Annotated in this window: 22 protein-coding genes and 1 pseudogene; 7 read left to right on the forward strand and 16 right to left on the reverse strand. The window is 71.4% G+C overall.

Going from position 1 to position 24,658, the window contains the following annotated elements; all coding sequences use genetic code 11:
• Positions 1 to 35: 35 nt before the first annotated feature.
• The 3 genes from BG418_RS03380 to BG418_RS03390 all read right to left on the reverse strand — a co-directional run bounded on the left by BG418_RS03380 (position 36) and on the right by BG418_RS03390 (position 3,101).
• Positions 36 to 1,328 carry a YhgE/Pip domain-containing protein gene (locus BG418_RS03380; protein WP_188272116.1) on the reverse strand — a complete coding sequence of 431 codons (1,293 nt, stop codon included), beginning with the start codon at positions 1,326 to 1,328 and terminating at the stop codon, positions 36 to 38.
• 181 nt (positions 1,329 to 1,509) lie between these two features.
• Positions 1,510 to 2,463, reverse strand: coding sequence for an SMP-30/gluconolactonase/LRE family protein (locus BG418_RS03385; RefSeq protein WP_188272117.1), 954 nt, complete (start codon positions 2,461 to 2,463; stop codon positions 1,510 to 1,512).
• Between the two features lie 233 nt (positions 2,464 to 2,696).
• Positions 2,697 to 3,101: a nuclear transport factor 2 family protein gene (locus BG418_RS03390; RefSeq protein WP_188272118.1), complete on the reverse strand. Its 405-nt coding sequence runs from the start codon at positions 3,099 to 3,101 to the stop codon at positions 2,697 to 2,699.
• A gap of 139 nt (positions 3,102 to 3,240) precedes the next feature.
• On the opposite strand from BG418_RS03390, the gene BG418_RS03395 reads away from it, so the two are divergent.
• Positions 3,241 to 4,104, forward strand: a complete 864-nt coding sequence (locus BG418_RS03395; RefSeq protein ID WP_188272119.1) for a MerR family transcriptional regulator — start codon at positions 3,241 to 3,243, stop codon at positions 4,102 to 4,104.
• Between the two features lie 81 nt (positions 4,105 to 4,185).
• On the opposite strand, the gene BG418_RS03400 is transcribed toward BG418_RS03395, so the two are convergent.
• The 3 genes from BG418_RS03400 to BG418_RS03410 form a co-directional block, all read right to left on the reverse strand.
• Positions 4,186 to 5,331: an RNA polymerase sigma factor gene (locus BG418_RS03400; RefSeq protein WP_188272326.1), complete on the reverse strand. Its 1,146-nt coding sequence runs from the start codon at positions 5,329 to 5,331 to the stop codon at positions 4,186 to 4,188.
• A gap of 8 nt (positions 5,332 to 5,339) precedes the next feature.
• Positions 5,340 to 5,747: a YciI family protein gene (locus tag BG418_RS03405; protein ID WP_188272120.1), complete on the reverse strand. Its 408-nt coding sequence runs from the start codon at positions 5,745 to 5,747 to the stop codon at positions 5,340 to 5,342.
• Between the two features lie 151 nt (positions 5,748 to 5,898).
• Positions 5,899 to 6,837, reverse strand: coding sequence for a GlxA family transcriptional regulator (locus BG418_RS03410; RefSeq protein ID WP_188272121.1), 939 nt, complete (start codon positions 6,835 to 6,837; stop codon positions 5,899 to 5,901).
• A gap of 189 nt (positions 6,838 to 7,026) precedes the next feature.
• On the opposite strand from BG418_RS03410, the pseudogene BG418_RS41065 reads away from it, so the two are divergent.
• A pseudogene (locus tag BG418_RS41065) lies at positions 7,027 to 7,305 on the forward strand (DJ-1/PfpI family protein); the annotation flags it as partial.
• 63 nt (positions 7,306 to 7,368) lie between these two features.
• On the opposite strand, the gene BG418_RS40710 reads toward BG418_RS41065, so the two are convergent.
• Positions 7,369 to 7,989, reverse strand: coding sequence for a TetR/AcrR family transcriptional regulator (locus tag BG418_RS40710; protein ID WP_188272122.1), 621 nt, complete (start codon positions 7,987 to 7,989; stop codon positions 7,369 to 7,371).
• A 253-nt stretch (positions 7,990 to 8,242) separates the two neighbouring features.
• On the opposite strand from BG418_RS40710, the gene BG418_RS03425 reads away from it, so the two are divergent.
• From BG418_RS03425 to BG418_RS03440, 4 genes are all read left to right on the forward strand, one after another.
• On the forward strand, positions 8,243 to 8,938 hold the full coding sequence (locus BG418_RS03425; protein ID WP_188272123.1) for a hypothetical protein: 696 nt from the start codon (positions 8,243 to 8,245) through the stop codon (positions 8,936 to 8,938).
• A complete protein-coding gene (locus BG418_RS03430; RefSeq protein WP_188272124.1) occupies positions 8,935 to 11,064 on the forward strand; it encodes a bifunctional serine/threonine-protein kinase/ABC transporter substrate-binding protein in 2,130 nt (709 codons plus the stop codon). The genes BG418_RS03425 and BG418_RS03430 overlap by 4 nt, the downstream gene beginning before the upstream one ends.
• Positions 11,061 to 13,205, forward strand: coding sequence for a bifunctional serine/threonine-protein kinase/ABC transporter substrate-binding protein (locus tag BG418_RS03435; RefSeq protein WP_398997406.1), 2,145 nt, complete (start codon positions 11,061 to 11,063; stop codon positions 13,203 to 13,205). Before BG418_RS03430 ends, BG418_RS03435 begins: the two co-directional genes overlap by 4 nt.
• Positions 13,206 to 13,353: 148 nt before the next feature.
• Complete coding sequence (locus tag BG418_RS03440) at positions 13,354 to 13,983, forward strand: hypothetical protein (protein WP_188272125.1); 630 nt, start codon at positions 13,354 to 13,356, stop codon at positions 13,981 to 13,983.
• Positions 13,984 to 14,034: 51 nt separating this feature from the next.
• On the opposite strand, the gene BG418_RS03445 is transcribed toward BG418_RS03440, so the two are convergent.
• The 7 genes from BG418_RS03445 to BG418_RS03475 all read right to left on the reverse strand — a co-directional run bounded on the left by BG418_RS03445 (position 14,035) and on the right by BG418_RS03475 (position 22,573).
• Positions 14,035 to 15,489 carry a pyridoxal phosphate-dependent aminotransferase gene (locus tag BG418_RS03445; RefSeq protein WP_188272126.1) on the reverse strand — a complete coding sequence of 485 codons (1,455 nt, stop codon included), beginning with the start codon at positions 15,487 to 15,489 and terminating at the stop codon, positions 14,035 to 14,037.
• 10 nt (positions 15,490 to 15,499) lie between these two features.
• The gene (locus BG418_RS03450) at positions 15,500 to 16,786 is read right to left on the reverse strand and encodes a phosphatidylserine decarboxylase family protein (RefSeq protein WP_188272127.1); all 1,287 of its coding nucleotides are present in this window, start codon (positions 16,784 to 16,786) and stop codon (positions 15,500 to 15,502) included.
• A 530-nt stretch (positions 16,787 to 17,316) separates the two neighbouring features.
• Entirely contained in the window at positions 17,317 to 17,781 is a 465-nt protein-coding gene (locus tag BG418_RS03455; RefSeq protein ID WP_223184236.1) for a Crp/Fnr family transcriptional regulator, read from the reverse strand.
• A 121-nt stretch (positions 17,782 to 17,902) separates the two neighbouring features.
• Positions 17,903 to 18,424, reverse strand: a complete 522-nt coding sequence (locus BG418_RS03460) for a flavodoxin domain-containing protein (RefSeq protein WP_188272128.1) — start codon at positions 18,422 to 18,424, stop codon at positions 17,903 to 17,905.
• A gap of 15 nt (positions 18,425 to 18,439) precedes the next feature.
• Entirely contained in the window at positions 18,440 to 19,171 is a 732-nt protein-coding gene (locus tag BG418_RS03465; protein ID WP_188272129.1) for a CBS domain-containing protein, read from the reverse strand.
• A gap of 231 nt (positions 19,172 to 19,402) precedes the next feature.
• Entirely contained in the window at positions 19,403 to 21,709 is a 2,307-nt protein-coding gene (gene hypF / locus BG418_RS03470; protein ID WP_188272130.1) for a carbamoyltransferase HypF, read from the reverse strand.
• Between the two features lie 231 nt (positions 21,710 to 21,940).
• The gene (locus BG418_RS03475) at positions 21,941 to 22,573 is read right to left on the reverse strand and encodes a hypothetical protein (protein WP_188272131.1); all 633 of its coding nucleotides are present in this window, start codon (positions 22,571 to 22,573) and stop codon (positions 21,941 to 21,943) included.
• A gap of 212 nt (positions 22,574 to 22,785) precedes the next feature.
• On the opposite strand from BG418_RS03475, the gene BG418_RS03480 reads away from it, so the two are divergent.
• A complete protein-coding gene (locus BG418_RS03480) occupies positions 22,786 to 23,697 on the forward strand; it encodes a universal stress protein (RefSeq protein ID WP_188272132.1) in 912 nt (303 codons plus the stop codon).
• Positions 23,698 to 23,707: 10 nt separating this feature from the next.
• Here the strand turns inward: BG418_RS03480 and BG418_RS03485 are convergent, their stop codons facing one another.
• Complete coding sequence (locus BG418_RS03485) at positions 23,708 to 23,851, reverse strand: BON domain-containing protein (protein WP_188272329.1); 144 nt, start codon at positions 23,849 to 23,851, stop codon at positions 23,708 to 23,710.
• Between the two features lie 140 nt (positions 23,852 to 23,991).
• Positions 23,992 to 24,456: a Crp/Fnr family transcriptional regulator gene (locus tag BG418_RS03490; RefSeq protein WP_188272133.1), complete on the reverse strand. Its 465-nt coding sequence runs from the start codon at positions 24,454 to 24,456 to the stop codon at positions 23,992 to 23,994.
• Between the last annotated feature and the right edge of the window lie 202 nt (positions 24,457 to 24,658).

Raw genomic sequence — 24,658 nt, forward strand, 5'->3', positions numbered from 1 at the left:
CGCGGGATGTTCCTGGCGCTGTCCGGGCAACGCACCTACGCGTTCTCCGGAACCATCCGGTGCAGACCCTTGCGGTCGTAGTACGAGGTCGCGGCCAGGCCGAAGGCCAGGGTCAGTACCACCGCCACGCCGATCATGATCCAGGCGCGGGTGAGACCGGCCTCGGCGCGCGCGTCGAAGTACAGGATGGCCCGCACACCGCCGCCCAACTGCCGCATCGGTTCGAACACGGCGAGCCAGCGGTAGAAGCCGGGCAGCGCCTCCAGAGGAATCGTCGTGCCGGAGGAGGGCAGGGCGAGCACGATGAAGACGAACATGCTGACGAGCTGTCCGATGCCGCCGAACGCCGCGTTGATGGCCTGCGTCCCGAGGCCCACCGTGGCGGTGGCGCAGAACGAGAACACCCACAGCAGCCACAGGTGCGAGGCGTCGATGCCCAGGATCACCACACACGCCAGCATGATCAGACCGGACGTCAGCGCGGCGATCGCGATGGACATCACCCACTTGATGATCAGGGTCCGCTTGCGGTTGATCGGTACGACGGGGCGGCGGGTGTGCCACGGGCCGATCTCGCTGTCCGCGTAGCCCAGGCCCACGTCGACGCCGTTGCTGATGACGTTGCCGCCCATGAATCCGGCGAGCACCAGCAGCAGGGTGTAGTAGAAGGCGGTCAGGCCCAGACCGCTGTGCGCGCCGATCGGGTGGCCGACCTTGACCGCGACGGTGATCGGGTCGGCGAGCAGCAGCCGCGCCGTGCCGCTCGCGCCGGGAGCGGCCGCGGTCAGCGTCTTGCCGAGCTGCAGCGAGGCCTGGTGCGCGGCCGTCTGGTTGATGGTGCTGGCGAAGGAGGAGGCGAGGCTGCCGACGCCCGGGTTGGTGAGGACGATCAGTGTGGGCCGTGCCGGGGTCGCCGCTGCGGCGCTGGGGAGCGCCGCCACGGCCGCGGTGAAGTTCTCGGGCACCTCCAGCACGCCGTAGAGCTTGCCCGAGGCCAACTGCTGCTGGGCTGTGGTCTGGTCCAACTGCCGCCAGGACGCCTGCTTCCCGGGGGCGGAGGCGATGGAGTCCGTGATCCGGCGGCCGAGGTCGGTCTGCTGACCGGCCAGGACGGCACCTCGGTCGACGCTGACCAGGCCGATGGGCAGCCGGTGCAGATGCGCGTTGGGGTTGACGACGCCGCCCATGTAGAAGAGCGAGAGCAGCAGCACCGCCAGCGAGACGATGACCGTGGGGAACTGCCAGATCTTGGGGTTGCGCAGCACCTGGCCCGGGCGTGCCCCACCCGGCCTTGCCGGGGCCGCTGGGGGCTGGACGGGGGAAGTCATGGCACTCCAGGGGCTTCGGCAGGTAGGCAGCAGGGGCAACCTAACCGTGCCCACGCCCTCAGCCCGGCGCCCCACGCGCCCCGCCCGGTGTTTCCATCCGACGGCCGAAGGACTCGTACGGTATCGACCGGGGCGCGCCGTCACCACCGACTTGGGTATGACGGTGATCGAGGCTCGTCGGCTATCCGGCTGCGGGCTCGGCGCCGGCGGGTACTTCGTAGATCTTTCCGTCGACACCGGACCGGTAGAGCTTGCCCGCCGAGAACCCGTGGTCGCCGTGTCCGTAGGTGATCTGCGTGGACAGGTACATCCCCGACTGGACGGCGCAGAGGGTGCCGCCCTGGGCCCGCCAGATCTGTCCCGCCGTGTGGGTGGCGATCAGCGGGCGTCCTTGGCTGTCGAGCGTGAGTCCGTCGGGGAGGGCGAGCGCGTCGGAGAGGCTGGTGGAGATCCAGCGCTGCGGGTGTGCCGGGTCGTTGACGGGGATGCGGTAGAGCCCGGGGGCGACGGTCGTCTGGATGACGTAGACCTGGCCTCCGTCGGGTGAGACGGCGATCCCGTTCGGCTGTGCCACCTGCGCCCACGCGGGGTCGACCCGGCCGTCCGGTGTGACGCGACCGATGTGGTGGCCGCCCACAGTCGTGGTGTAGACGGTGCCGTCGGGCGCGAGAGCGACGCCGTCGATACCGCCAAGGCCCGAGGCGTACGTGGTGACCTTGCCGGACTCCGGGTCGATCTGCAGCAGTTTCGAGGTGGGGAAGACGTCACCGGTGAGTGAGTGCCCGACGTCGTTGCCCGTACCGACGAGCAGTTGGCCGTCCTCGCGGATGACGATTCCGCCGTTGGCGCCGACGTTCGGGGTGAGAGCGACGGGCGTGCTGCCGGGGGCGTCGATGCGGTAGACCCGGCCGGTGAAGTACGCGGTGGCGAACATCCGGCCCTGCTTGTCGACGGCGATCGACTCGACCCAGTCGGGGATGTGCGCGACCTGGACGGGCGGTGCCGACGGGGTGGCGTCGCATGCGGGTGCCGCGTGGGCGGAGGCCGGTGTGAGCAGAGCCGCGGTCGCGGCCAGCGCGACCGCCAGCATGCCGCTTCGGCGCAGCCCGCGTATCGGGGTATGGGGAATGTTCATGGGCGTCGTCAATTCCCTTTCAGTCTCCGACGTTTGGCTGGTTGGTGAGACGTCGGCTCCTGATCTTCCGGCACCGGCGAGTACGGCGCCGCAACTATTGAGCCAAGGACGGCTGTTGGCCGACTCTCCTCCATCACCGGCCCCGCCAGATGCTGGAGGCGCTGGTGAGGTGAGCCGGGTGGTGCCGCCCGTACGGTCGGGGCGGCACCACCCGGGCTACCGGTGGTGGGGCCTTATGCGGGCAGCGGATGGACGGTCACGTGGTAGTCCTGCAGGATCCGGCCGTCGTCGTCCAGTACGAGGAAGACCCGGGCGGCCCAGGCCACCTCGTCGACCAGCGGGCCCTTGGCGTACGTCATCTGGATGGTGAAGATGACGACTTGACCGTGCACGGTGACGTGGTGGTCGGCCGCGATGCGGTAGTCGCCGGAGGCGACGAACAACCCGTACGCCTCCGCGACCCGGTCCACCAGCTCGTCATGGCCGCGGAACTGGGTGCCTTCGATGAACTCGACGCCGTCCGGGGCCCAGAGCCGGGCGACGGCTCGCCTGCGTGCGGCAGCGTCGGGCTCGCTCCAGACGTCGACGTAGCGCTGCACGATCTGGTCCACATCCGTTGCGGTGGTCTGCGCCGTCATGGTTGCTCAACTCCATTGCTTCGGTGGGTGGTTCGCCGGGGTCCGGCGTGGGCACCACACTCCGGGCGGCCGTCGGGGGAAGGGCAAGGGGGAAGGCGCCGCCGAACTCTCCCCCTGGGGGAGGGCGCACAATCGACGGGTGACGAGCTACCTGTCGATCGGCGACTTCGCGCGTGCCACCCACATGACCGTCAAGACCCTGCGCCACTACCACGAGATAGGCCTGCTGGAACCGGCCGACGTCGACCCGCACACCGGATACCGGCGCTACTCGACCCGGCAGATCCCCACCGCCCAGGTGGTACGACGCTTCCGGGACCTCGGGATGCCCCTGGAGGAGATCAGGACCGTACTGACCGCGTCGGACGTGGAGGCCCGCAACCAGCACATCAGCGCCCACCTGCGGCGGCTGGAGGATGAACTCGGCCGTACCCAGCGAGCGGTCGCGTCGCTGCGCGACCTGCTGACACCGCCCGCGTCCGAGGACACACCCCCGATCGAACTGCGCAGCGTCGGCGCCGTTCCGGCCGCGGCGATCACGGCGACGATCGAGGCGCAGGACGGTGTGACCTGGCTCCAGGGCGCCCTGGGTGAACTGTTCGCGACCATGGCGGGCCAGGGGTTGCGCGAGACGGGTCATGCCGGCGGCGTGTACGAGGACGACCTGTTCACCGTGCACCGGGGCCGTGTCACCGTCTTCGTCCCCTGCGACGGCCCTGTCCGGCCGGTCGGCCGGGTCGAGCCCCTGCTCGTGCCCCCGGCGGAGCTCGCCGTGATCGAACACTGCGGCTCCCCGTCCGAGGTCGACCGTGCCTACGGCGCCCTCGCCGCATACGTATCGCGCCACACCCTCGCCGTCGACGGCCCGATCCGCGAGTACTACGTGACCGGCCAACGCCACACCCCGGACCCCGCGTTGTGGCGGACCGAGGTCTGCTGGCCGGTCTTCAGCACACGCGTCACCGACCGCGACAGCGCGGCCCAGTCCGGGCGGGCGGATTGAGCGGGGGCCCGAACGCGCTGACGGGCGTACGTTGCCGTAGGCGAGGCAGCGCTCACCATCCGTGGTGGTTCACCAGGGCGGTCAGTGGCGCCGGTGGGCGTTGAGCCGGGCGGCCTGGCGCGTCAGGTAGTCGCGCTCGGCGAGGTTGGGTGCTTTGAGGGCGGCTTCGGCGTACAGCCGTGCCGCCGTCGACAGGTCGCCGTCGCGCTCGTGGAGGTACGCGGCCACCGCGGTGTGGCGGGGCAGCGAGTCGTCCAGGGCCGCGAGGGCCGCGAGACCGGCGCGTGGTCCGTCGGCCTCGCCCACGGCGACCGCGCGGTTGAGCCGGACGACGGGGCTGTCGGTGAGGCGTACGAGCTCGTCGTACCACTCGACGATCTGCACCCAGTCGGTCTCCTCGGCGGTGAGCGCGTCGGCGTGGAGTGCCGCGATGGCGGCCTGGGCCTGGAACTCGCCGAGGCGGTCGCGGGCGAGGGCGGCTTGCAGGATGTCGACGCCCTCCGCGATCGACTTGGTGTCCCATCGGCCGCGGTCCTGCTCGGCGAGCGGCACCAGGCTGCCGTCGGGGGCGGTGCGGGTGGCGCGCCGGGCGTGGTGGAGCAGCATGAGGGCGAGCAACCCCGCCACCTCGGGGTGGTCGATCGCGGCCGCGAGCTGCCGGGTGAGGCGGATGGCCTCGGCGGCGAGGTCGATGTCGCCGGAGTAGCCCTCGTTGAAGACCAGATAGAGGACGCGCAGCACGGTGGCGACGTCGCCGGGCTGGTCGAACCGTATGCCGGAGACGGTGCGTTTGGCGCGGCTGATGCGCTGCGCCATGGTCGCCTCGGGCACCAGGTAGGCCTGGGCGATCTGGCGGGTGGTGAGCCCGCCCACCGCGCGCAGCGTGAGCGCGATGGCGGACGACGGGGTCAGTGACGGGTGGGCGCACAGGAAGTAGAGCTGGAGTGTGTCGTCCACGCCGGGCGCGGGCCCGGGTGCCGGTTCCTCCTCGACCAGGTCCTCGCGTCGGCGGCGGGCGGTGTCCGCCCGGGCCTGGTCGAGGAACTTGCGCCAGGCCACGGTGACCAGCCAGCCCTTCGCATCGCGCGGCAGGTCGGCGGGCCAGACGCGGACGGCCTCGACCAGCGCGTCCTGCACCGCGTCCTCGGCCGCCGCGAAGTCGGCTCCGCGGCGGACGAGGACGGCGAGCACGCTCGGCGTGAGGCTCCTCAGCAGGGCCTCGTTCATAGGGGAGGTCACTCCGTGATGGTGGGAGGGCAGGCCAGGAACGGGCGCACCTCAAGCCACTCGTGGATCGGCTTCCCGCCCGCCCCGGGGGCGGCCGACAGCTCCCCGGCCAGCTCGATGGCGCGCTCGTAGCTGTCGACGTCGATCACCATCCAGCCGGCGATGAGGTCCTTGGTCTCGGCGAACGGGCCGTCGGTGACCGGCGGGCGCCCCTCACCGTCGTATCGCACAAACGTTCCCTCGGGGGTGAGTGCCTGGCTGTCGACGAACTCGCCGGTTCCCTCCAGCCGGTCCGCGAAGTCGCGCATGTACTGCACGTGCGCCGAGATCTCCTCGGGCGTCCACTGGTCCATGGGCACGTCGTTCAGGCAGGCCGGGGCGCCGCGGTAGTGCTTGAGCAGCAGGTACTTGGCCATGATGGTCTCCTCGGTACTGGTGCGCCCCATTGTGGTCGCGTTCACTGCCGGGACGGAGCCGGTCACGGGTTCTCGACATCGGCGTGCGAACTTTTTTCGCCCGGGTAGCTGAGCCCGGGTGACGGGGCGGCCGGGCCCGACCCCGGCAGCGTCAGCTGAAGGAGCGCCGGTAGGTGTGGGGGCTGACGCCGGTGGTGCGCTTGAAGCGGTCGCGGAAGGCGGTGGGGGAGCCGAATCCGACTTGGGCGCCGATGCGCTCGACGGAGTGGCGGGTGGTCTCCAGGAGGTGCTGCGCCTGGCGGACGCGGGCGCGGTGGAGCCATTGCAGTGGCGTGGCCCCGGTTTGTTCGCGGAAGCGTCGGATCAGGGTGCGGGTGCTCATCTGGGCCTGAGCGGCGATGTCGGCGAGCGTCAGCTCGCGGTTCAGGTTGCCCTGGAGCCAGGTGAGCAGGGGTTCGAGTTCCGAGCCCTGCGGGGTCGGTGCGTGGTCGTGGACGATGAACTGCGCCTGGCCGCCCTCGCGTTCGAGGGGGACGACGGACAGACGGGCGGCGTCGGCGGCGACCGCCGAGCCGTAGTCGCGGCGGATCATGTGCAGACACAGGTCCAGGCCGGCGGCGGCGCCCGCCGAGGTGAGGATCTGCCCGTTGTCGACGTACAGGACGTTCGGGTCGACCTCGATGTCCGGGTGGGCCGCGGCCAGGAGGTCGGCCGCGATCCAGTGGGTCGTGGCGCGCAGGCCGTCCAGGAGACCGGTGGCGGCCAGCGGGAAGGCGCCGGTGCAGATGGAGGCGATACGGGTGCCGCGCCCGGCCGCCGCGCGCAGCGCGTCACGGACGGCTGGGCCGATCGGCGCCGCGGGATCGGCGGTGCCGGGCACGATGATCGTGTCGGCACCGTCGAATCCGTCCAGCCCCCAGGGCGCGCGCAGGGTGAACGCGCCCGCGTCGACGTCGGGCTGCTCGGCGCACACGCGGACCTGGTATCCGGGACGGCCGTCCGGGAGGCGGGTGCGGCCGAACACCTCGATCGGGGTGGACAGATCGAAGGGGATCACCTGGTCCAGGGCCAGGACGGCGACGGTGTGCATGGCTGGAAGGTATCCGCCCGCCCTAGCCGGGATGGCTCTCGGGGTCCGAGGCACGTCCGTATGACCAGCTCAGAAGCCATGCCGGCGGTGATGGTGATATTCCGTCGGAACCTGTCACTCACGCCACTGGGAGGTCGGCCGGAGCCCGTTTGGCGTCGGGGACGAACCGCGACGACCGATACGACCCGGGGCCGCATGGGGGAGCTCGGCGAACTGCCCGATCTGGAGGCGGAGGTGGGGCCGGGGGAGTGGAAGCAGGACGAGTTCATCCCCGTACTGCTGGGCCGCACCTTGAGCACCGAGCTGCCCGCGCTGATGAAGGCGGCGATGGACAACCCGGAGGTGACGGTCAGTACGGTGTGCGGAGGTTCGCTGGTCCTGGCCATGGCCGGTCTGCTGGAGGGCCGCCATGCCACCACTCACCACATGGCCTTGGACATGCTGGGTGCCATGGGCGTCCACGCGGTCGGCCTGTGACCATGCGCCCGCCGATGGGGCACGTCCGGGCCCGCGAGCGGATGCCCGTTGTCGTCACCGCCGCCGTTCGATGCCCTGCATGAGCAGTGTGACCACGGTGTTGAGGACTGAGTCCAGTTCCTGCGGGGGAATGCGGAGGCGGTCGGCGCGCCATGTGAGGCCGAGTACGCCGTTCATGGTGGCCCACATCGCGGTGGCGGCGAGTTCGGGGTCCACGTCCGGGTTGAACGAGCCGTCCGCGATGCCGTCGCGCAGCGCCGCGACGAGCTTGGCGTTCTGCTCGACGACGAGATCCGCGATCCCGCCCAGGCCCTCGGCGTCGGCGGGCGGTTCCGCGAGGAGGCGGAAGTGGTGCGGGCGTTCCATGGCGAAGCGCGTGTAGGCCTCGGCGGCCAGCAGGATGCGCTCGGACGGAGTGCCGGGGGTGGCGTACGCCGCGTCCATGTAGTCCCGGTTCTCCTCGAAGGCCAGCTCGGCCACCGCGATGAGGACGGCGGATCTGCCGCCCACCCGGTTGTAGACCGTCTGCACGGCGACATCGGCGCGCTCGGCGACGGCTTCGAGGGTCAGGGCCGCGGGTCCTCCCGCGACGAGGATCGCTTCGGCCGCTTCGATGATCGACCGCCGTGTCGCGGCCGCCCGCCGTTGCGTTCGGGAGGTGTCTTGCGTTGCCACGGCGCCACTTTACAGTGCTTCCAAAGTTGGGATAGCTTCCAACATTGTGAGTGGTTCCAACATTAACGATTTACCGGGTGTCGACCCGGGGGAGCGTTCGCGGTGGGCGCGGCCGGGGAGCCCACGAGGGCGGGGGCGTGCGGCGCTGGCTCTGTGCGCGGCCGTGCTCGCGGGTTGTACGGCCACCGACGGCGGGCACGGCGAAGCCCGTCCCGAGCGGACGGGCACTGGCGCGTCCGGCCTGACGTCCCCTGTGCCCACGAGCGCGCAGACCGGGCAGGCGGGCACCGCCACGCCGACTCCCCGCTTCCGGGCCGACCCCGCGCGCGTCCCCACCACCCGCGCCGCAGCTCTCGACCTGGCACGCGCCGTCGCCGCGGGGCCCGACAGTTACGGTCCCGGGTACGAGAGGCGCTCGCCGTACGAGAGCGATCCGGCCGACTGGCCGGTCCTGGGCACGGACTGCATATGGCGGCAGGAGAAGCAGCCCGATGACGTCCTCGCCGCCTTCACCCGCTACAGCCGCCTTCCCGCGAGCGGCGGCAGGGGCGAGGTCCGGCTGGCCGCCACCGTCACCGTCCACCGCACCACAGCCCAGGCCGACTTGGAGATCGCCGAGACGCTGGAGCAGGCACTGCGCTGCCCCGACCAGCAACTGCGTGAGACCGAACGGATCTCCGGTCTGAATTCCATCGGCTCCGGCTACGGCATGAACGGCGACCTCTCCGTCGACGACACCCTCATGGAGATGGGCAGCTACCTCGACCCGGCCCTGGGCAACGGCCCGACCCAGTACTACTGGAACCAGGTCCGGCTCGGCCCGGTCACGTTGGCAGTCGCCGTCCAAGGCGGCCGGGGTATCGCCCAGATCGACCTGCTGACCACTCAGGCGCGGGCGGTCGGCGAGATGAAGTCCATGGTGCGCACTCGTCTCGGGGGCCAGAAGTGACCGACCGTTCCCTGCGTCCCTCCGACCCCGCCTTCGTCGGCGGCCACCGTGTGCTGGCCCGGCTCGGCGAGGGCGGCATGGGCGTCGTCTACCTCGGCCGTACGGAGACGGGGGCGCTCGCCGCGGTCAAGGTGATCCAGGCCGAGTACGCGCACGACGAGGAATTCCGGGCCAGGTTCCGCCGCGAGACACGGGCCGCACGGCGGGTGGACTGCCCCTGGGTGGTCAAGGTCACCGGAGCCGACCCGGAGGCCGAACAGCCCTGGCTGGCCACGGCGTTCGAGCCCGGGCCCTCGCTCGCCGACGCCGTCCACCGGCACGGTCCGCTGCCGGTAGGGGCCGTACGGGTCCTGGGCAGGCAACTGGCCCGCGCGCTCGATGCCGTCCACGCGGTGCGCCTGGTGCACCGGGACGTCAAGCCCGGCAACATCCTGCTCGCCGTGGACGGCCCCCGCCTCATCGACTTCGGCATCGCCCGGTTCGCCGACGACACCGCGATCACCTCCGCCGACCTGGTCGTCGGCACCCCCGGCTTCCTCTCTCCGGAGCAGGCGGCGGGTGGTGGCCAACTCGGCCCGGCGAGCGACATGTTCTCGTTGGGATGCGTGCTGGCGTACGCGGCGACCGGGCGGCCGCCCTTCGGCGGCGGTGCCGTCGACGCCCTGCTCTATCGCACCGTCCACGACCGGCCCGACCTCGACGGTGTCGAGGAGGAACTGGCCGCCGTGCTGCTGCGCTGCCTCGCCAAGGTTGCGGCCGATCGCCCGACCGCGGCCGAACTGGATGCCGCGCTCGTCGAGGACGTACCCCCGGCAACCGCCGACTGGTTGCCCGAGGACGTGGTCCGGCTGATCGCCGAGCGGTCGGCCGAGATGATGGCGCTGCCGGAGATCGAGGCCACGCTCGCCGACGCGCCGCAGCCCACCGCGCCGTCGCGCCGCAGGTTCCTCGCCCTCACCTCCGGCGGCGCGGTCCTCGCCGCAGGAGGCGGCATCGCGGCCTGGGCGGCGCTGCGCAGCGGCAGCCGTCGCGCGAAGGGGCCTGCCGCACCCGGCTGGGCGCTGGGTGTCCAGGCCGATCTCAGCGGCCCCGGCAAGGCGGCCGGGCAGGCCCAGGAACAGGGGGCGCGGCTCGCCGTCGAGCAGTTCAACGCCCTTGGCGAGCGGGCGTTCACGCTGGAATTGCGGACCGCCGACGACGGCGGCAGCGCCGACCGCGCCGTCACGGCGGCACAGCGGCTCGTGGCCGATCCGGACGTCCTGGCCGTCCTCGGTTCGAGCGCCGACGCCACCACCCAGGCCGCGCTGCCCGTCTACGACGCGGCGCTGCTGCCCGTGATCAGCATGTCCGCCGGGCAGAACCTCCTGCAGAACGTCCGCTCCTTCGTACGCGGCCGCCCCCTGCACAACGCGGTGGCGATGAAGCTCGCCTTCCAGCTGAAAGCCACCAGCTCGGCCACGCCGGTCGGCCTCCTCCTTGACCGCAGCGGCGGCGACGTCTCCTGGATGTCCATCCAGATGATCAACCTCGTCCTCCGCAAGTACGGCGACACCACCCACCCCCGCGTCATCCCGGCCGGCACCACGGACCTGGCGCCGGTCCTCGACGACATGCGGGCCCACGGCATCCGCGCCTTCGTCTACGCGGGACCGGCGGAAGGGGCGATCCGCGCGGCCCGGGGCCTCGCGCGCTTCGACGGGCCGAAGTACGCGGCCGAACCCGCCCTGGACGCCCGGTTCGCCGCCGAGCCGACGGCCGAGGGCTGGACCGTCACGGCCAGCGCGATCGGGATCGAAGCACCCTCCGTACACACCTTCGCGCAGGCGTTCCGCACCCGGTACGGTCACGCGCCCGGGCTCTGGGCCGCCGAGGGTTACGACGCCGCGAACCTGCTGATCCGCGAGCTCACCGCAGCCAACGGCAAGCGCCCGGCGCGCGCGGCGCTCGCCACTTCCCTCAAGACCGCCCGCTATCAAGGCATCACCCGTGCCTTCGCCTTCGACGCCGAGACGGCGGGGACGCCGATGCTCGCCACCCCCGCCAGCTTCGTCCACGAGGTACGCGGCGGAGCGTTCCGCTATCTGGGCCCCGCACCGGACAAGGCGCCCCGGCCGAAGGGGAAGTGACGGTGCGTCCGCTCCTCGCGGCCGACCCCGAATCCATCGGGGGCCACCGCCTCCTCGCCCGGATCGGGTCGGGCGGTATGGGCGTCGTCTATCTGGCCCGCTCCGAGGGCGGGGCCCTGGCCGCCCTCAAGGTCATCCGCGCCGAACACGCCGCCGACCCCGGTTTCCGGACCCGCTTCCGGCGTGAAGCCACCGCGGCGGCGCGGGTCGACGGCCGCTGGACCGCGCCCGTCACCGCGGCCGACGCCGAGGCGGACGAGCCGTGGATCGCCACCGCATTCGTCCCGGCTCCCTCGCTCGCCGAGACCGTCGTCGGCCATGGGCCGCTTCCGGCCGCCACTGTACGTGCGTTGGGCGCGCGGCTCGCCGAAGCGCTCACCGCCGTGCACACGGCGGGCCTCGTCCACCGCGACGTCAAACCCGGCAACGTGCTGGTCGCTCTGGACGGTCCCCGCCTCATCGACTTCGGCATCGCGCGTACCGGCGGCGCCACGGCCCTGACCGCGACCGACGTCGTCATCGGCACCCCCGGCTACCTCTCGCCGGAACAGGCCCGCGCCCGCGACGAGGAGGTGGGCCCGCCCAGCGACGTCTTCTCCCTCGGCTGTCTGCTGGCGTACGCGGCGAGTGGCCGACCGCCGTTCGGCGGCGGTGGGGCGGCCGCCGCGCTCTTCCGCACCATCCACGAGCAGCCCGACCTGGACGGCATCGCGGACCCGGGTCTGCGGGCCCTGATCGCCCGCTGTCTCGCCAAGGCCCCGGCCGACCGCCCCGGCGTGCCCGAACTCCGCACCGCACTGGGCGACTTCCGCGCCGACGACTGGCCGCCGCCCGGTGTGCCCGCGCTCATCGCCGAATGCTCGGCCCGCATCCTGAACCTGCCCGAGCCCGAACGCGTCGCCCCGCGCACGACGGCGGACGCGCCGCCCGCCCCGGCCCGCCGCCGCTTCCTGCTCCTTGGCGCCTCCGCCGCCGGGGTGCTGGCCGTAGGCGGTGGCGCCGTCTGGCTCACCGGCAGCAGCCCCGCGTCATCGGCCGCCGCCACCCGCCCTTCGCGCACCGTCGCCGTGCACGCCGATCTGACCGGACCCGGCCGGAGCCTCGGCACCCCGATCGAGCAGGGGGTCCGGCTCGCCTCCGCAGAGCACAACGCGCGTACGGACCGGCTGTTCGACCTCGTCGTGCAGATCCACGACGACCTGGGGGACCCGGACAGGGCCCGGGAAGTGGCACGGCGGCTCGTCGCGGACCGGCGGGTGTGCGCGGTCGTCGGGCCGACAGCCGACGCCACCGCGCTCGCCGCACGCGACACGTACAACAGTGCTTCACTGGCGCTGGTCACGGCGTGGGCGGGGGCCGACACCCTGTACAGCACGGTGTCGACCACCTCCCCGGCGGTGTTCCAGATCCGGCCGCCCGACTCCGCGATCGACGCTCCCCTCGTCCGATACCTCACCGCCGTCCACCCGGCCGCCCGTATCGCCCTCGTCGACGACAGGGCCACGCGCGACTACAGCTGGCTGATCGCGAAGTCACTGAAAGGGGTCCCAGGCTTCGGCACACCGCTCACCCCCTTGGCCGTCGCCGCCGACACCGACGACTTCGCTCCCATCGCTCGGACGGTACGGGACCGGGCCCAGGCCGTCGTCTACTGCGGCAGCTCGCCCGAACGCGCCGCCGCCTTCGCGCGGGCCCTGCGAGCGGCCGGGTTCACCGGCACCGCAGCAGCCACCGAGACGGTCTTCGACCCCGCCTTCTTCTCACGCGCGGGCGCGGCGGCCGAAGGATGGGTGTTCTCGACGACGTTCGTGGACTCGGAACGCACCGCGACCGCCACGGAGTTCGTCCGCTCCTTCAAGAAACGCTACGGCGCAGAGCACGTGGGAAGGGGAGCCGCCGAAGCCTATGACGCACTGGGACTGGTCACCCGAGCCCTGGCCGACGCGCAACCGGCCGGCGCGGACGTGGACCGGGGCACCCTCGCACACCGGCTGCGGGCACTGTCGTACCGGGGCATCACCCGCACCTTCACCTTCCAGGAGCCAACCGGTGACGTGCCGTTGGCCCCAGGGCTGTTCCTGTGGCGGGTCGAGAAGGGGACGCCGGTCTTCCTGGGGCAGTATCAGGAGGTCAGGGCGTAGTGAGCGGGTGCTTTCGGTACCCGGGAACTTTGGTGGCCGACGGTGGGGCACCCGGACCTCCCCTCACGGGTGGTGCGGGTCAAGAAATCTGGGTAGGACGATGTTCTGAGAACTGTGGCCGAGGCACCAGTTGGGGGATGGGGTCTGCGTGGCTCTCGATTCAGCATCCGGATTGACGGGTGCCATAGGGACAGTAGCGGCGGTGATCGTAGCTTTGTATCTGTCAATATGGCGGGAAAGCAGGCGGCAGGCCGATCTCGAAGTTCTGGACTTCGAACCGTCTCGAACCGGAGACCAGGTGGAGGTGCCCGCTGCCGATCACCAGTCCGTCTGGGTGCGCTTGCCCGTGGTGAACGGGCCACGCCGCAAGACAGCCCACGACGTAGAGGTCACCCTTGAGAGCATTGAGCCTCTGGACGACGAGGTCCGGCCCGACCTCCGACGCGACTTGGCGGGCGCCGCCGGGAGACAGTTGAAGTGGGCCGACCGCTCCGACCGGGTGCTGTCGATCCACCCTGGAGCCGCGCGACGGTTCGATCTTGTGCACGCCAGGATCTACCCATCCGCAGATCAAAATTACTGCCGAATGACGTTTCGGGATCCAGGCCACGGAGACGACGGGCACGCGCACGGGTGGCGGGGCGTCCTGCTCCCCGGTTCCTATCGGGTCACCTTTTCCGTGGAAGCTGCCGATATTGATTCGAGGCAGTTTTCCTGCGTGATCAAATGGGCTGGTGGACTGGAGATAGACGTATCAGTCGTTACGCGCATCGCGTAGGAACTGCGGGGCACCCACCAACCCGCGGGCGCCCCACAGCCGTACCGCCGCTCAGTGCAGGAACGCCCCCATCCGCTGCACCGACTCCACGACCTGCTGGGTCTCCACCGCCGTGAAGCACAGCCGGAAATAGCCGGGCTCGGCGCAGGAGAGGAGCTGGCCGGGCAGGAGTTGGACCTGGGCGTGGTTGGCGAGGGCCCAGCGCAGCCATTCCTCCCTGCTGTCGATCTCCGGGAAGAGCAGGGGCAGCGTGAGAGCCTGCGCCTTGTCACCCTCCACCGCGAACTCGCCCGGGATCCGGTCGGGTTGGGGGAAGTGCGGGCCCGCGTGCGCGGGGATCCCCGGGGCGTCGACCGGAAGGTATCGGCGCATATCAAGCCACAGGAACTGCGCCGTGTTCTGCCCCTTGCGGAAGCGGTAACGGAATCCGTGTTTTTCGAGCTCGCCGCGGACGGTGTCGCACGCCGTGGTCAGCAGCCCCCGGTACTGTTCCATCAGCTCCAGGGGGTAGCTCTTGCCGCCGACGCGGGTCTGGAGCATCCGGCCGATGACGAAGTGCTTCAGCGAGTCGAACGGGCTGAACCAGGACAACGTCTCCTGCTTGTCCGCCACCCCCGTCATGGCCAGGTGGACCGCCGGCGACCGGGAGATGATGGCCCCGGCCTTGAAGCCCGACATACCGAAGTCCTTGGCGAACCCCCAGACGACGTGCACCCGGTCCCGCGCCCCGTCGATGGCGCGGTACGCGTCGAGGGCGAGCGCGCTCACGAACTCCGAGGCTGAGCCGGTGAGCCGGGAGTGCGTGTACATCTCGTCGGAGATGATGTGCATCCCCGTCTCGTTGAGGACCCAGGCGTAGATCTCCTCAAGGAGTTCCTTCTCGTAGGTGTCGCCCAGTGGGTTGTTGGGGTTGGTCAGGACGAGAAGCTTCGGCGGCTCCGGCTGGGTGCGGTAGGCGCGTTGGATGTCCTCCAGCGTGAGCTCGAAGTTCTCCGGGCCCCGCTCCTTCAGGTGGACGGGGACGCACACCAGCCCGGGCCGTTGCTCGAAACACCAGTTGAAGCCCTGCCAGTAGGGAGCCGGCAGCAGTACGCGGTCGCCGTCGCGCAGGACGTCGGCGTCCTTCAGCGCGAACGCCAGGCACTCCAGAGCGGCCGAGACGCCCGAGATGCCGAAGATGTCTCGCCAGTCGAGCTCTTGGGAGAACAGGGGCCGCAGCATGTCGGCGATGCCCTGGCGTAAGGACTCGCTGCCGTAGGCGGTGGTGTACTTGGCGTCCTGCTGCTCGATGGTGCCGAGCTTGGTGAACACGTGCTCGCGCAGGGACGGGTAGACCAGGACGTTCTCGGCGGTGGCGAGATTGGTGACGTTCGGGAACAGCTCCTGGTGGGCGGCCAGCCGACGCTCGGGGTCGGCGGCACCGGCGAGCAGGGCGAGCAGTTCGTCTGCGGACCTGTCCTGCGGGGGCCGGTTCTGGGCGCTGGGGTTCTTCGGGTGAGAGGCCATGGTCATGCTCCTAACGTGCCCGGGCGATCTGCGACTTGACGAAGACGGTCGGGCCGTCGTCCGGGTGCTGGTCGGGGTTGTTGAACGGCACGGTGAACTCGTCGACGACTCCCGGCTGGAAGACCAGTGCCATGCTCGACCCGCCGTAGCTGAACCAGCCCAGCTCCTGGCCCCGGGCCACCGGCGCGCCGACCTTGATCTCCGGGTTCCAGGAGATCGAGGACACCTCCTCCATACCGATCACCACGGCGCACACCAGACGGTTGCCGAGTTCGGAGCCCGTCCTGATGAACGCGAGGCCGCGCGTGCTGACATGGGCCTGGTAGCCCTGCGAGTGGGTGTAGGCGATGGGGTCGGGGCTCGCCGACTCGACGTGGCTGAAGGGGTAGCCCGGCACGATCTCCAGATGCTCGATCGTCCCGTCCACCGGCACGTTCCAGCGGTGGAAGCTGTTGACGGAGAGAAACGCCTGGTAGACGTCGCCGCCGACGAAGGCGCTCACGTACTCGTCCTTGCACTGCGGCCCGTACACCATGTTCTCCAGCGAGTACGGCTGCCCCTTGAGCCAGAAGTCGGCGCTCCTGGGCACATTGCGCTGGATGTTGTAGACCGTGCCGTCGTTCGGGGCGACGATCACCGACGGATCGCCGTTGCCGGCGAGCGGCCGGAACTCGTCCTGGATGGGGCGGTGGAAGAAGTCGTTGAAGGAGGTGAAGCCCCAGTGCTCCTTGTCACGGTGGTTCCAGCACTCGTACTCGGAAAGCCGGTTGAGCTCGATCGCGGACTGGGAGAACCAGTCCCGCGTGTTCAGTACGTGCGCGCTCTCCGGGCTGTCCAGATACGCGCACCAGGCCTTCAGGATCCCATGCAGCTTCTCGCCGAACGCCTGGTTGCGGAACGCGACGTTCCCGGACGGCGTCAGACGTATATAGCCGAACAGCGCGGACATCGGCAGGAAGATCTGCTTGAGCGGATCCCGGTCGTACGAGGGCGCCCAGGTGACGATGACATTCAGATACTGGATGAGCTCGTCGACGGTGTGAATGTGCCGGTGCTCCTGCGGCACTTCGCGCAGCATGTTCTGGACGTACATGCGTAATACGCCGTCGGAGCGGAGGGTGTCCGCGAGCTCCTGTACGGCGGGGTGGAGCTCTTCCTTGAGGTCCGCCGCCCGACGAGTGAGTCCCTTGTGGAACTCGTCGATCGCGGCGGGGTTGCGGGGCAGGTAACCGCCCACCCTGCCAAAGGTGTTCCGGTATCGCGCGTGGAGTTCCTGCGGTGTGACAACCGTGGTCATGACCGTACTCCTCACTGACCGTTCCCAGTGGATTTCCGCATGCCGCGCCGGGGTTCGGGGTTTGCGGGCACGCATGCTCCAGGGAGGGTGCGTTGGCGTTCGCACACCCGGAAAGGCACACACCGCACCCCGGGATTTCCGGCTCCTCGCCAGGCATCGTCCCAAAACCGGGGAATCCACGAAACGACGGCAATCAGGCCACCTCGGCGTGGCTATTTGCAGGTGAACAGGCGTACGAGGCCAAGCGTCGGCGCACGACGTACGGCGAGGGCACCCTCTGCCGACCCTTGATCGGCCAGGGCCGGGTCGCGCCACTCGTCGAGGTGTTTCAGCGCGGGGGTGAAGTCGGTGCGGACAGGTGCATGTGGACGTCCACGACACCCTCGACGGCTCGGGTGAGCCGCGCTGCGACCGGTACCCTCCCGTCGCCCATCGGCCCGTGGAAGGGCACCGTGCCCTGTTCGACGGTGGCGGTGACGGAGTGGGCGGAGCAGGAGAGGTACGGGTCGTGGTGGCGACGGTGTGGGCCGTCAGCGCGGGACCCCGCTCCCGTACGGCGCGTACAGGTCGAGCAGCCTGGTCCGGGTCTGCTGCAGCCGGTGGGCGAGGATCTGGCCGACCCACAGCGCGACCGACGAGCCGAGCTGCGGGTCGCTGTCGCACATGAGCCGGACGGTGACCGCGTCGAACTCGTGGGCGCGCACCGGTGTCATCGCCTCGGCGCCCAGGTGCCAGAGGTGCGGCGGGAACAGCCAGGACCACCCGACGAGTTCGCCCGCGCCGAGCGACTCGATGACGGCTGCCCGGCGGCCGGGGACGCGCAGGTCCAGGGTCACGGTGCCGGTGCGGACCACCCAGAACCGGTCGGCCCTGCGGCCCTCCTCGAACAGACGGGAGCCCGCCGGGAAGCTGACGTCACGGGCGATGTTCATCAGCCGCTTCTGATACGGCCCGGGCAGCGCGATCGTCATCCGGTTGGCCTGCTTGGTCGTCATGGCCGTCCTTCCCTTCGGGGTGTGGCGAACTCCGCCTGGAAGGCGGTGACTTCGAGGCTTCCAGCGTCGGCGCGCCGGGTGGATCGGGGCAGGGGCCGAACAGCCCTCGTGGGCGGGCCGGTCAGGCTCCCTCGGCTCCGGATCCGCTGAAGGCCAGGGACTCGGTGGCGATCCGCTCGGCCCAGGCGGTGATGCTCTCGAAGTCACGGAAGTCGCCGCCGCGGCCGGAGTTGACCATCGACCGGGCGATACGGCCCTTCACGTTGTCGCGGAGACAGCCGCCGAACGTGCGGTGTTCCACCGCGTCGAGCCGGACCATCGCCCGGCGCGCGCCGGGCGATGGCGGTATCAACCGCTGCGAGGCCGACGCGTCGAGCGGGCCGCTGCTGAACAGCCACACCGGGGTACCGGACAGCCGGCTGGCATTGCGCCGGGCGAACCGGCGTGCGTCGCGGTGCCAGTGGGCCGCGTACAGGGCGCCACCGAGTACCACCACGTCGTACGGCTGCACATCCCGCACCTGCGCGGCCGACCGGACCTCCGTGTCCAGGCCGTGCCCGCGCAGCACCTCGCCGATCCGTTCGGCGATCTGCGCGGTGGAGCCGTTCTTCGAGCCGTAGGCGACAAGTGCCTTGGGAGCCATGGCGCACACCTGCTTTCACAGTTTGCGCATCCAGTCGTCGGCGATGCCGCGCATGGCCGGCTCGTCGGGATGCAGATGGGAGTCGTCGGTCCGGTGACTGAGCTTGTCGACGACCTCGACCACGCCGTCGACCATGCGCGTCATCCGCACGGCCAGCGGTACTTCGCTGCGCCGCTCCAGTTGTCCCGTCAGGGTCACCACGCCGTCCTCGACCGTGATGCCGATCGATCCGTGCTGCAGCCACAGCGTTCCGACCAGTACGTCCCGGATCACCTCGGCGCGGATCTCGTCGTCCGAGCGCAGGAACAGCTGGAGCAGACTGCGGCGGGTCACGATGCCGACCAGCCGGTCCTCGGTGTCCAGTACCGGCAGGCGTTCGACGCGGTGTCGCGCCATGACGCGGGCGGCCCGGGCGATGGTGTCGTCGGCGTGGACCGTGACGGCGGGGGTGGACATCAGCTCGCCCGCGGTCCGGGCGCGCGCCTTGGCGCGGCGCGAACGTGCGGCGCTGCCAAGGGCGGGCGCGTGGAGGCGGTGCGGTGGCTCGTACGGGTCCTCGGCCTCTGCCTGATGGGCCATCAGATCCGTTTCGGAGAGCACACCGACGACCTTCTCGTCGTCGTCCACGACCGGAACTCCGCTGATGCGGTGCTCGGCCAGGAGCCTGGCGACCTCCTTGAACGGGGTGCCGGGCCGGGCGCGTACGACGTCACCGGTCATCACCGAGCCGACCTTGGCGTGTTTCATGGACTGTGCCTCCTCATCTCAGGTGTCGCGGGCAGGGGTGGTGCGGGTGGCCGGGTACCAGCCGCCGCCGGACGGAGAGGGCGGGCACCCCGCCGGGAGTGGTCCGCCTTGTTCAGCGTCGAGCGACCGGGCCGTGCTCCCGAGGGGCCGCAAGGGCAGAGGGCGGGGCCGTCCGGCCCTGCGGGGCAGGCCCGTTCGGGCAGCGGCTCGCCCAAGCCCAGCACGTCGTGTTCACCCCTTCCTCCGCGCCAGGCGGGCGGCGGCGACGACCGCCTGGCCGAAGCTGATTCCGCCGTCGCCGCACGGGACGTCGGCGGGTACCAGTACCCGCAGGCCCTCGGCACAGAGCCGGCGCCGGACCTCGGCGAGCAGTCGGCGGTTGACGAAGCACCCGCCGCCCAGGCAGACGGTGCGCGGGGCACCTTCGGCCACGGCGCGGCCCACCAGGTCGGCCGTCGCGCAGGCGACGGCCAGGTGGAAGGCGGCGGCGAGGCGGGGGAGCGGTTCACCGTCGGCGGCACGCTCCAGGAGGTCGGTCAGCGTCGGCACCGGGTCGTACACCCACAGACTCCCGACGCGCACGACCCGGACGGCGAGCGGCTGGGCGCGTGCTGTGCCGGCGGCGTTCTCCAGTGCCACGGCGGCCTCGCCGTGGTAGCTCGCCCGGTCGCACAGACCGAGCAGGCTCGCGACCGCGTCGAAGAGCCGTCCCGCGCTGGAGGTGCGCGGGGCGTGCGGATCGCGCCCGATCATCGCCCGGACCACCTCGGCCTCGCGCGGGTCGAGCCGGCCGGTGAACCGGCGGGTCAGCCGCGCGTCCGGCGCGGGTGCGCCCAGGGCCTCCACGCCGTGGAGGTAACCCAGCGCCATACGGGCCGGATGGCGAACGGCCGCCTCGCCGCCGGGCAGCGGCGCCGTGGCGAACCGGGCGACGCGGCGGTAGACGGTCAGGTCGGCGACCAGGATCTCGCCGCCCCACAGGGTTCCGTCGTCGCCGAGGCCGAGCCCGTCGTAGGTCACCGCCGTGAACGGGCCCCGCACCCCGTGCTCGGCGGCGCAGGCGGCGGCGTGGGCGTGGTGGTGCTGCACCGGGATCCGTTCGAGGGGCCGGTCGGTGGCCCACACGGTGGAGAGACAGCGCGGATTCAGGTCGTGGGCGACGGCGTGCGGAGTGATGCCGGTGAGCCGGGTCAGATCCGTGTACGCGGTCTCGAAGGCCTGGAGGGCTGCGGCGCTCGACAAGTCGCCCGAGTGCGGGCTGAGATGGGCGTGCCCGTGTTCGGCGAGCGTGAAGGTGTGCTCGATCCGGGCGCCGGCCGCGACCAGCGGGACGGGCGTATGGACGGGAAGCGGCAGCGGCGCCGGGGCGAGGCCGCGCGCCCTGCGCACGGTCCGCACCGCGCGGCCGGTGGGCTGCACCACCGAGTCGTCGTAGCGCGCGCGGATCGGCCGGTCGTGGACGAGGAATCCGTCGGCGATCTCCGCGAGCTCCCGCCGGGCCGTCGCGTCGTCGATGGCCAGGGGCCCGTCCGTGACGTTGCCGCTGGTGACGACCAAGGGACGGGCCGACTCCTGGAGCAGGAGCCGGTGGAGGCCGGTGGTGGGCAGCAACACTCCCAGACGGTCGGTGTCGGGCGCCACGGAGGGAGCGATGCCCTGCCCCAGCCGGGGGAGCAGCACCACGGGCCGTACCGGTGAGGTGAGCGCGGTGCGTGCGGTCTTCGAGATGGTGGCGATGCGGCAGGCGTCGGCGAGATCGGCGGCCATGACGGCGAAGGGCTTGGCCGGGCGGTGTTTGCGGCGGCGCAGTTCCGCCACCGCGCGCTCGTCGGCCGCGTCGCACACCAGTTGGTAGCCGCCGACTCCCTTGACGGCGACGATCTTTCCGTCGGCCACGGCCGCGACGGCCGCCCGCAGCGCCGCCTCGCCGGTCAGAGACTGCCAGGCCAGGCGCGGCCCGCAGTCGGCGCAGGCGATCGGCTCGGCGCGGAAGCGCCGGCCGCCGGGGTCGGCGTACTCGGCCGCGCACGCCCGGCACGGCGGAAAGTGCCGCATGGTGGTCAGGATCCGGTCGTACGGCAGCTCCTCGATGATCGTGGCCCGGGGGCCGCACCGGGTGCAGGTGATGAACGGATAGCGGTGGCGGCGATCGCCGGGATCGCCCAGTTCCCGCAGACAGGCGTCGCAGATCGCAGCGTCCGGCGGAACCTCGCGCGCCGCCCGCGCCCGGCGCGCCCCGCTGTCGGCGCGGACGGTGAAACCGGCACCTGCGGCGGGCGGACGGCCGCGGGCGGGGTCCAGGGACACCCGGCGGACCCGGGCCGGCCCGGGAGCCTCCTCGCGCAGTCGCGCCGCGAACTGCCCGATGGCGAGGGGGGATCCGACGACCAGACCCTCGACATGGCCGTTGACATCGGCGACCCAGCCGTCCAGGCGGAGCCCCACCGCCGTCCGATGGACGAAAGGCCAGAACCCCACAACCTGGACCGTCCCGTACACACAGAACCGGCGAGCGTTCCGGCCCTCGCGCTCACCCATCCGTGCCCCTGGCGGCGGTGATCCGGTGGCGGACGATCTCACCTGCGACGGACTCGCTGCCCACACCGATGACGGCGATGCGCGTACGTGGGGCCATACGGTGCGCGTGGCCCCACGGCGCCGGGGCCGAGCGGGGCTGAACGACCCATCCCAGTGAGCGGTTCGGCCCCGTCGCATGCCACGGCTGCCGCGAACCCCGGCCGAGGGGGCTCGCGACCGGGGTTGCGCGGTTCACCGCAGCCAGCTGTGGTCGCCGACGAACGGCAGGCGCTCCCACAGCTTGCCGAGCCCCCAGGTACGGCCGGCACAGGCGACGGCGAGGGTGATCAGAACGGCCGCGTAGAGCACGTGGTAGTCGACGAACGGGTTGCTGGACGCGCTCGGGGAGCCGTTCGACAGGTGCCGGGCGGGCGGCCATTCGGCCATCCACATCAGCGCCATCAGCGCGGTGCCCGCCACTGCGGCGAGCCGCAGCGCGACCCCGCTCACCAGGGCTATGCCGATACCGAGCAGCCCCAGCATGAACAGCCAGTCCGCCCAGGTGTCCCCGGCCCAGTCGTGGAACGTGGACTCCATGGGGCCCTTGGTCACACCGCTGAGGAAGCCCTTGGTGGGGGAGCCGCCGTCGATCCAGCCCTTGCCGGAGTGCGTGGCGTAGCCCCAGCCGAAGGTCTTGTCGAAGAACGCCCACAGGAACGTGAACGCCGTCACGAGCCGCAGTCCGGCCAGCGTGCGCGCGAGGGCCGGTGACGCCGCCACGGCGCGCTCGGCCGACGCGGCCCGCGCGGCGCCGCCCGCCCTGCTCCTGAGCCGGAAGGTGAAACGGGTGCCTGCGTGCGGATGGGGGTGCCCGTGTACCGCCATGGTCCTCAGCCCTCTCCTCATGCCCACGCCCAGTGCGGGGCAGAGCCAATGTGGCGCCGGGCGCGGCCGCTGTGGTGGGGGCGTCCGGGCCACCCCGTGGGGCCGTTGGTCCTTCGTACGGGACGTGTCGGGACCGTTCGGCCCTCGCGGCAGACGCGGGACGGGAGCAGTGTGGAGCCGGTCGCCAGGTTCCGTTCCCATGGGAGGACGTCATGCCACGTACCGTCATCGCCGGAATCGACGGCTCCCCCGAGTCGAGGGCCGCTGCCGCGTGGGCGGCGCGCGAGGCGGCGCGGCGCGGGCTCGCGCTGAGGTTGCTGCACGTGTGGCAGGCGTGGCGGCCGTCCTACGGGTACGCGCCGATGGGCGCCGCGGCAGTGCTGCCGGACGGGCCGGGCAATGACGAGAGCCGGGCCCAGCGCATGCTGGACGAGATGTACGAGCAACTGGGCGACCGCTATACGGATGTGGACGTCACGGCGGAGCAGGTGCCGGGCCGGGCGCTGGAAGTCCTGCGGTCGGCCGCCGACGAGGCCGAGGTGCTGGTCCTGGGCTCCCGGGCGCTGAGCACTCTGGCGGGCTTTGTGACGGGGTCCGTCTCGATGTCCGTCCTCGCCCACGCCCGGCGGCCGGTCGTCCTCGTACGGCCGAAGTCCCCAGCCGGTGACGGCGGTTCAGCGGAAACGGAGGACGAGGCGCACGAGGGTGACGTGGTGCTCGGGCTCGACTTCTCGTGTCCCTGCGACGAGTTGATCGAGTACGCCGTCGAGGCCGCCATGGTGCGCGGCGCCACCCTGCGGGTCGTCCACACCTGGAGTCCGCCGCCCATCTACGGGTACGACCCTGCCGCGGTCGACCCGCGGCACATCGACGCGCTGGGCGTTGCGGAGGGGAGTGCGCTGGACGATGTGCTGCGGCCGTGGCGGGCCAAGTTCCCCTCGGTGCAGATCGAGACGCGGTGCGTCGCGGACCGGCCCGCCGAACGCATCGTCGAGGCGGCCGAGGGCGCCGCGCTGCTGGTGGTCGGGCGTCGTATCCGGAGCGGGATCACGCATATCGGACCCGTGACGCACGGCATCCTTCACCACGCCCGCACTCCGGTCGCGGTCGTGGCGCACCGCTGAGCGGGAGACTTCAGCGCCCGCTGCGTGCGGTCGACGGCGCGTACCTGACGTCCACCACACCTTCGACGGCCTGCGCGAGGCGGGCCGCCGTGGTGATCAGGTCGCTGTCGCGGGCGTCGCCCCGCAGCGTGACGACGCCTTCGGTGACGCCGATATGGCGACGGTGTACCTGCTGGTCATGGCGTGCCTCCGGGCCTTCTCTCGGTCACCGTGGCACCCGGTCGGTGCGGGCGGGAGGGCCGAGGGGGCCGGACCTGCGGGGCTGACCGGCCCTTGTCGGTGCGGTCGGCGGGGTCACAGCACGCTGTCGCTGCCACTGCCGTGCGGGGCGTACAGATCGAGCAGCCGGACGCGGGCCGCGTGGAGCCGGTGGGCGAGGACGCGGCCAACCCACGCTCCGATCGCGGAGCCGAAGGCGGTGTCGTCGTCCATCATCGTCCGCACGGTCGCCGCGTCGAACTCATACGTACGCACCGGCGTCATCGCCTCGGCGCCCAGTTGCCACACGAACGGCCGGAACATCCACGACCAGCCCACCAGCTCACCGGAGCCCAGCTGTCCGATCACGGCCGCGCGTCGGCCGGGGACGTGCAGGTCGAGCGTCACGGTGCCGGAGCGCACGATCCAGAACCGGTCGGCGTGGCCGCCCTCGTTGAAGAGCCGTGTTCCGGCGGGGAAGTTGACCTCATGGGCGATGCCCATAAGGCGGTCGCGGTACTCGACCGGCAGCGCGGTGGAGATCGAGGTGGGATTGCTCATGGACGGCCTCCTTGTCCGGGCCCCCTTTCAGTGTCGCCCAGCAGGCGCTGCGCGCGCGGGGCCGTGTCGGACCGCCTGCGAGGAGGCGCGGGCGAGTCGATGCGTCGTCACTCGGGCAACCGGAGTTCGCGGACCTCTCCGGGCCGTACGGGCCCCTACGTTTACCCGTTCGGCACTGGGACGTATGCGGTGCGCGGCGGAA

The organism is Streptomyces sp. CBMA152, from assembly GCF_014596475.1.
Lineage (GTDB): Bacteria > Actinomycetota > Actinomycetes > Streptomycetales > Streptomycetaceae > Streptomyces.

Bases quoted from the DNA above. Each gene is read 5' to 3' on its own strand.
- BG418_RS03380 (WP_188272116.1), bottom strand. From the start codon at position 1,328: ATGACTTCCCCCGTCCAGCCCCCAGCGGCCCCGGCAAGGCCGGGTGGG.
- BG418_RS03480 (WP_188272132.1), top strand. From the start codon at position 22,786: ATGCCACGTACCGTCATCGCCGGAATCGACGGCTCCCCCGAGTCGAGG.
- BG418_RS03490 (WP_188272133.1), bottom strand. From the start codon at position 24,456: ATGAGCAATCCCACCTCGATCTCCACCGCGCTGCCGGTCGAGTACCGC.
- BG418_RS03405 (WP_188272120.1), bottom strand. From the start codon at position 5,747: ATGGCCAAGTACCTGCTGCTCAAGCACTACCGCGGCGCCCCGGCCTGC.
- BG418_RS03475 (WP_188272131.1), bottom strand. From the start codon at position 22,573: ATGGCGGTACACGGGCACCCCCATCCGCACGCAGGCACCCGTTTCACC.
- BG418_RS03385 (WP_188272117.1), bottom strand. From the start codon at position 2,463: ATGAACATTCCCCATACCCCGATACGCGGGCTGCGCCGAAGCGGCATG.
- BG418_RS03455 (WP_223184236.1), bottom strand. From the start codon at position 17,781: ATGACGACCAAGCAGGCCAACCGGATGACGATCGCGCTGCCCGGGCCG.
- hypF (WP_188272130.1), bottom strand. From the start codon at position 21,709: ATGGGTGAGCGCGAGGGCCGGAACGCTCGCCGGTTCTGTGTGTACGGG.
- BG418_RS03400 (WP_188272326.1), bottom strand. From the start codon at position 5,331: ATGAACGAGGCCCTGCTGAGGAGCCTCACGCCGAGCGTGCTCGCCGTC.
- BG418_RS03460 (WP_188272128.1), bottom strand. From the start codon at position 18,424: ATGGCTCCCAAGGCACTTGTCGCCTACGGCTCGAAGAACGGCTCCACC.
- BG418_RS03390 (WP_188272118.1), bottom strand. From the start codon at position 3,101: ATGACGGCGCAGACCACCGCAACGGATGTGGACCAGATCGTGCAGCGC.
- BG418_RS03465 (WP_188272129.1), bottom strand. From the start codon at position 19,171: ATGAAACACGCCAAGGTCGGCTCGGTGATGACCGGTGACGTCGTACGC.
- BG418_RS03445 (WP_188272126.1), bottom strand. From the start codon at position 15,489: ATGGCCTCTCACCCGAAGAACCCCAGCGCCCAGAACCGGCCCCCGCAG.
- BG418_RS03410 (WP_188272121.1), bottom strand. From the start codon at position 6,837: ATGCACACCGTCGCCGTCCTGGCCCTGGACCAGGTGATCCCCTTCGAT.
- BG418_RS03450 (WP_188272127.1), bottom strand. From the start codon at position 16,786: ATGACCACGGTTGTCACACCGCAGGAACTCCACGCGCGATACCGGAAC.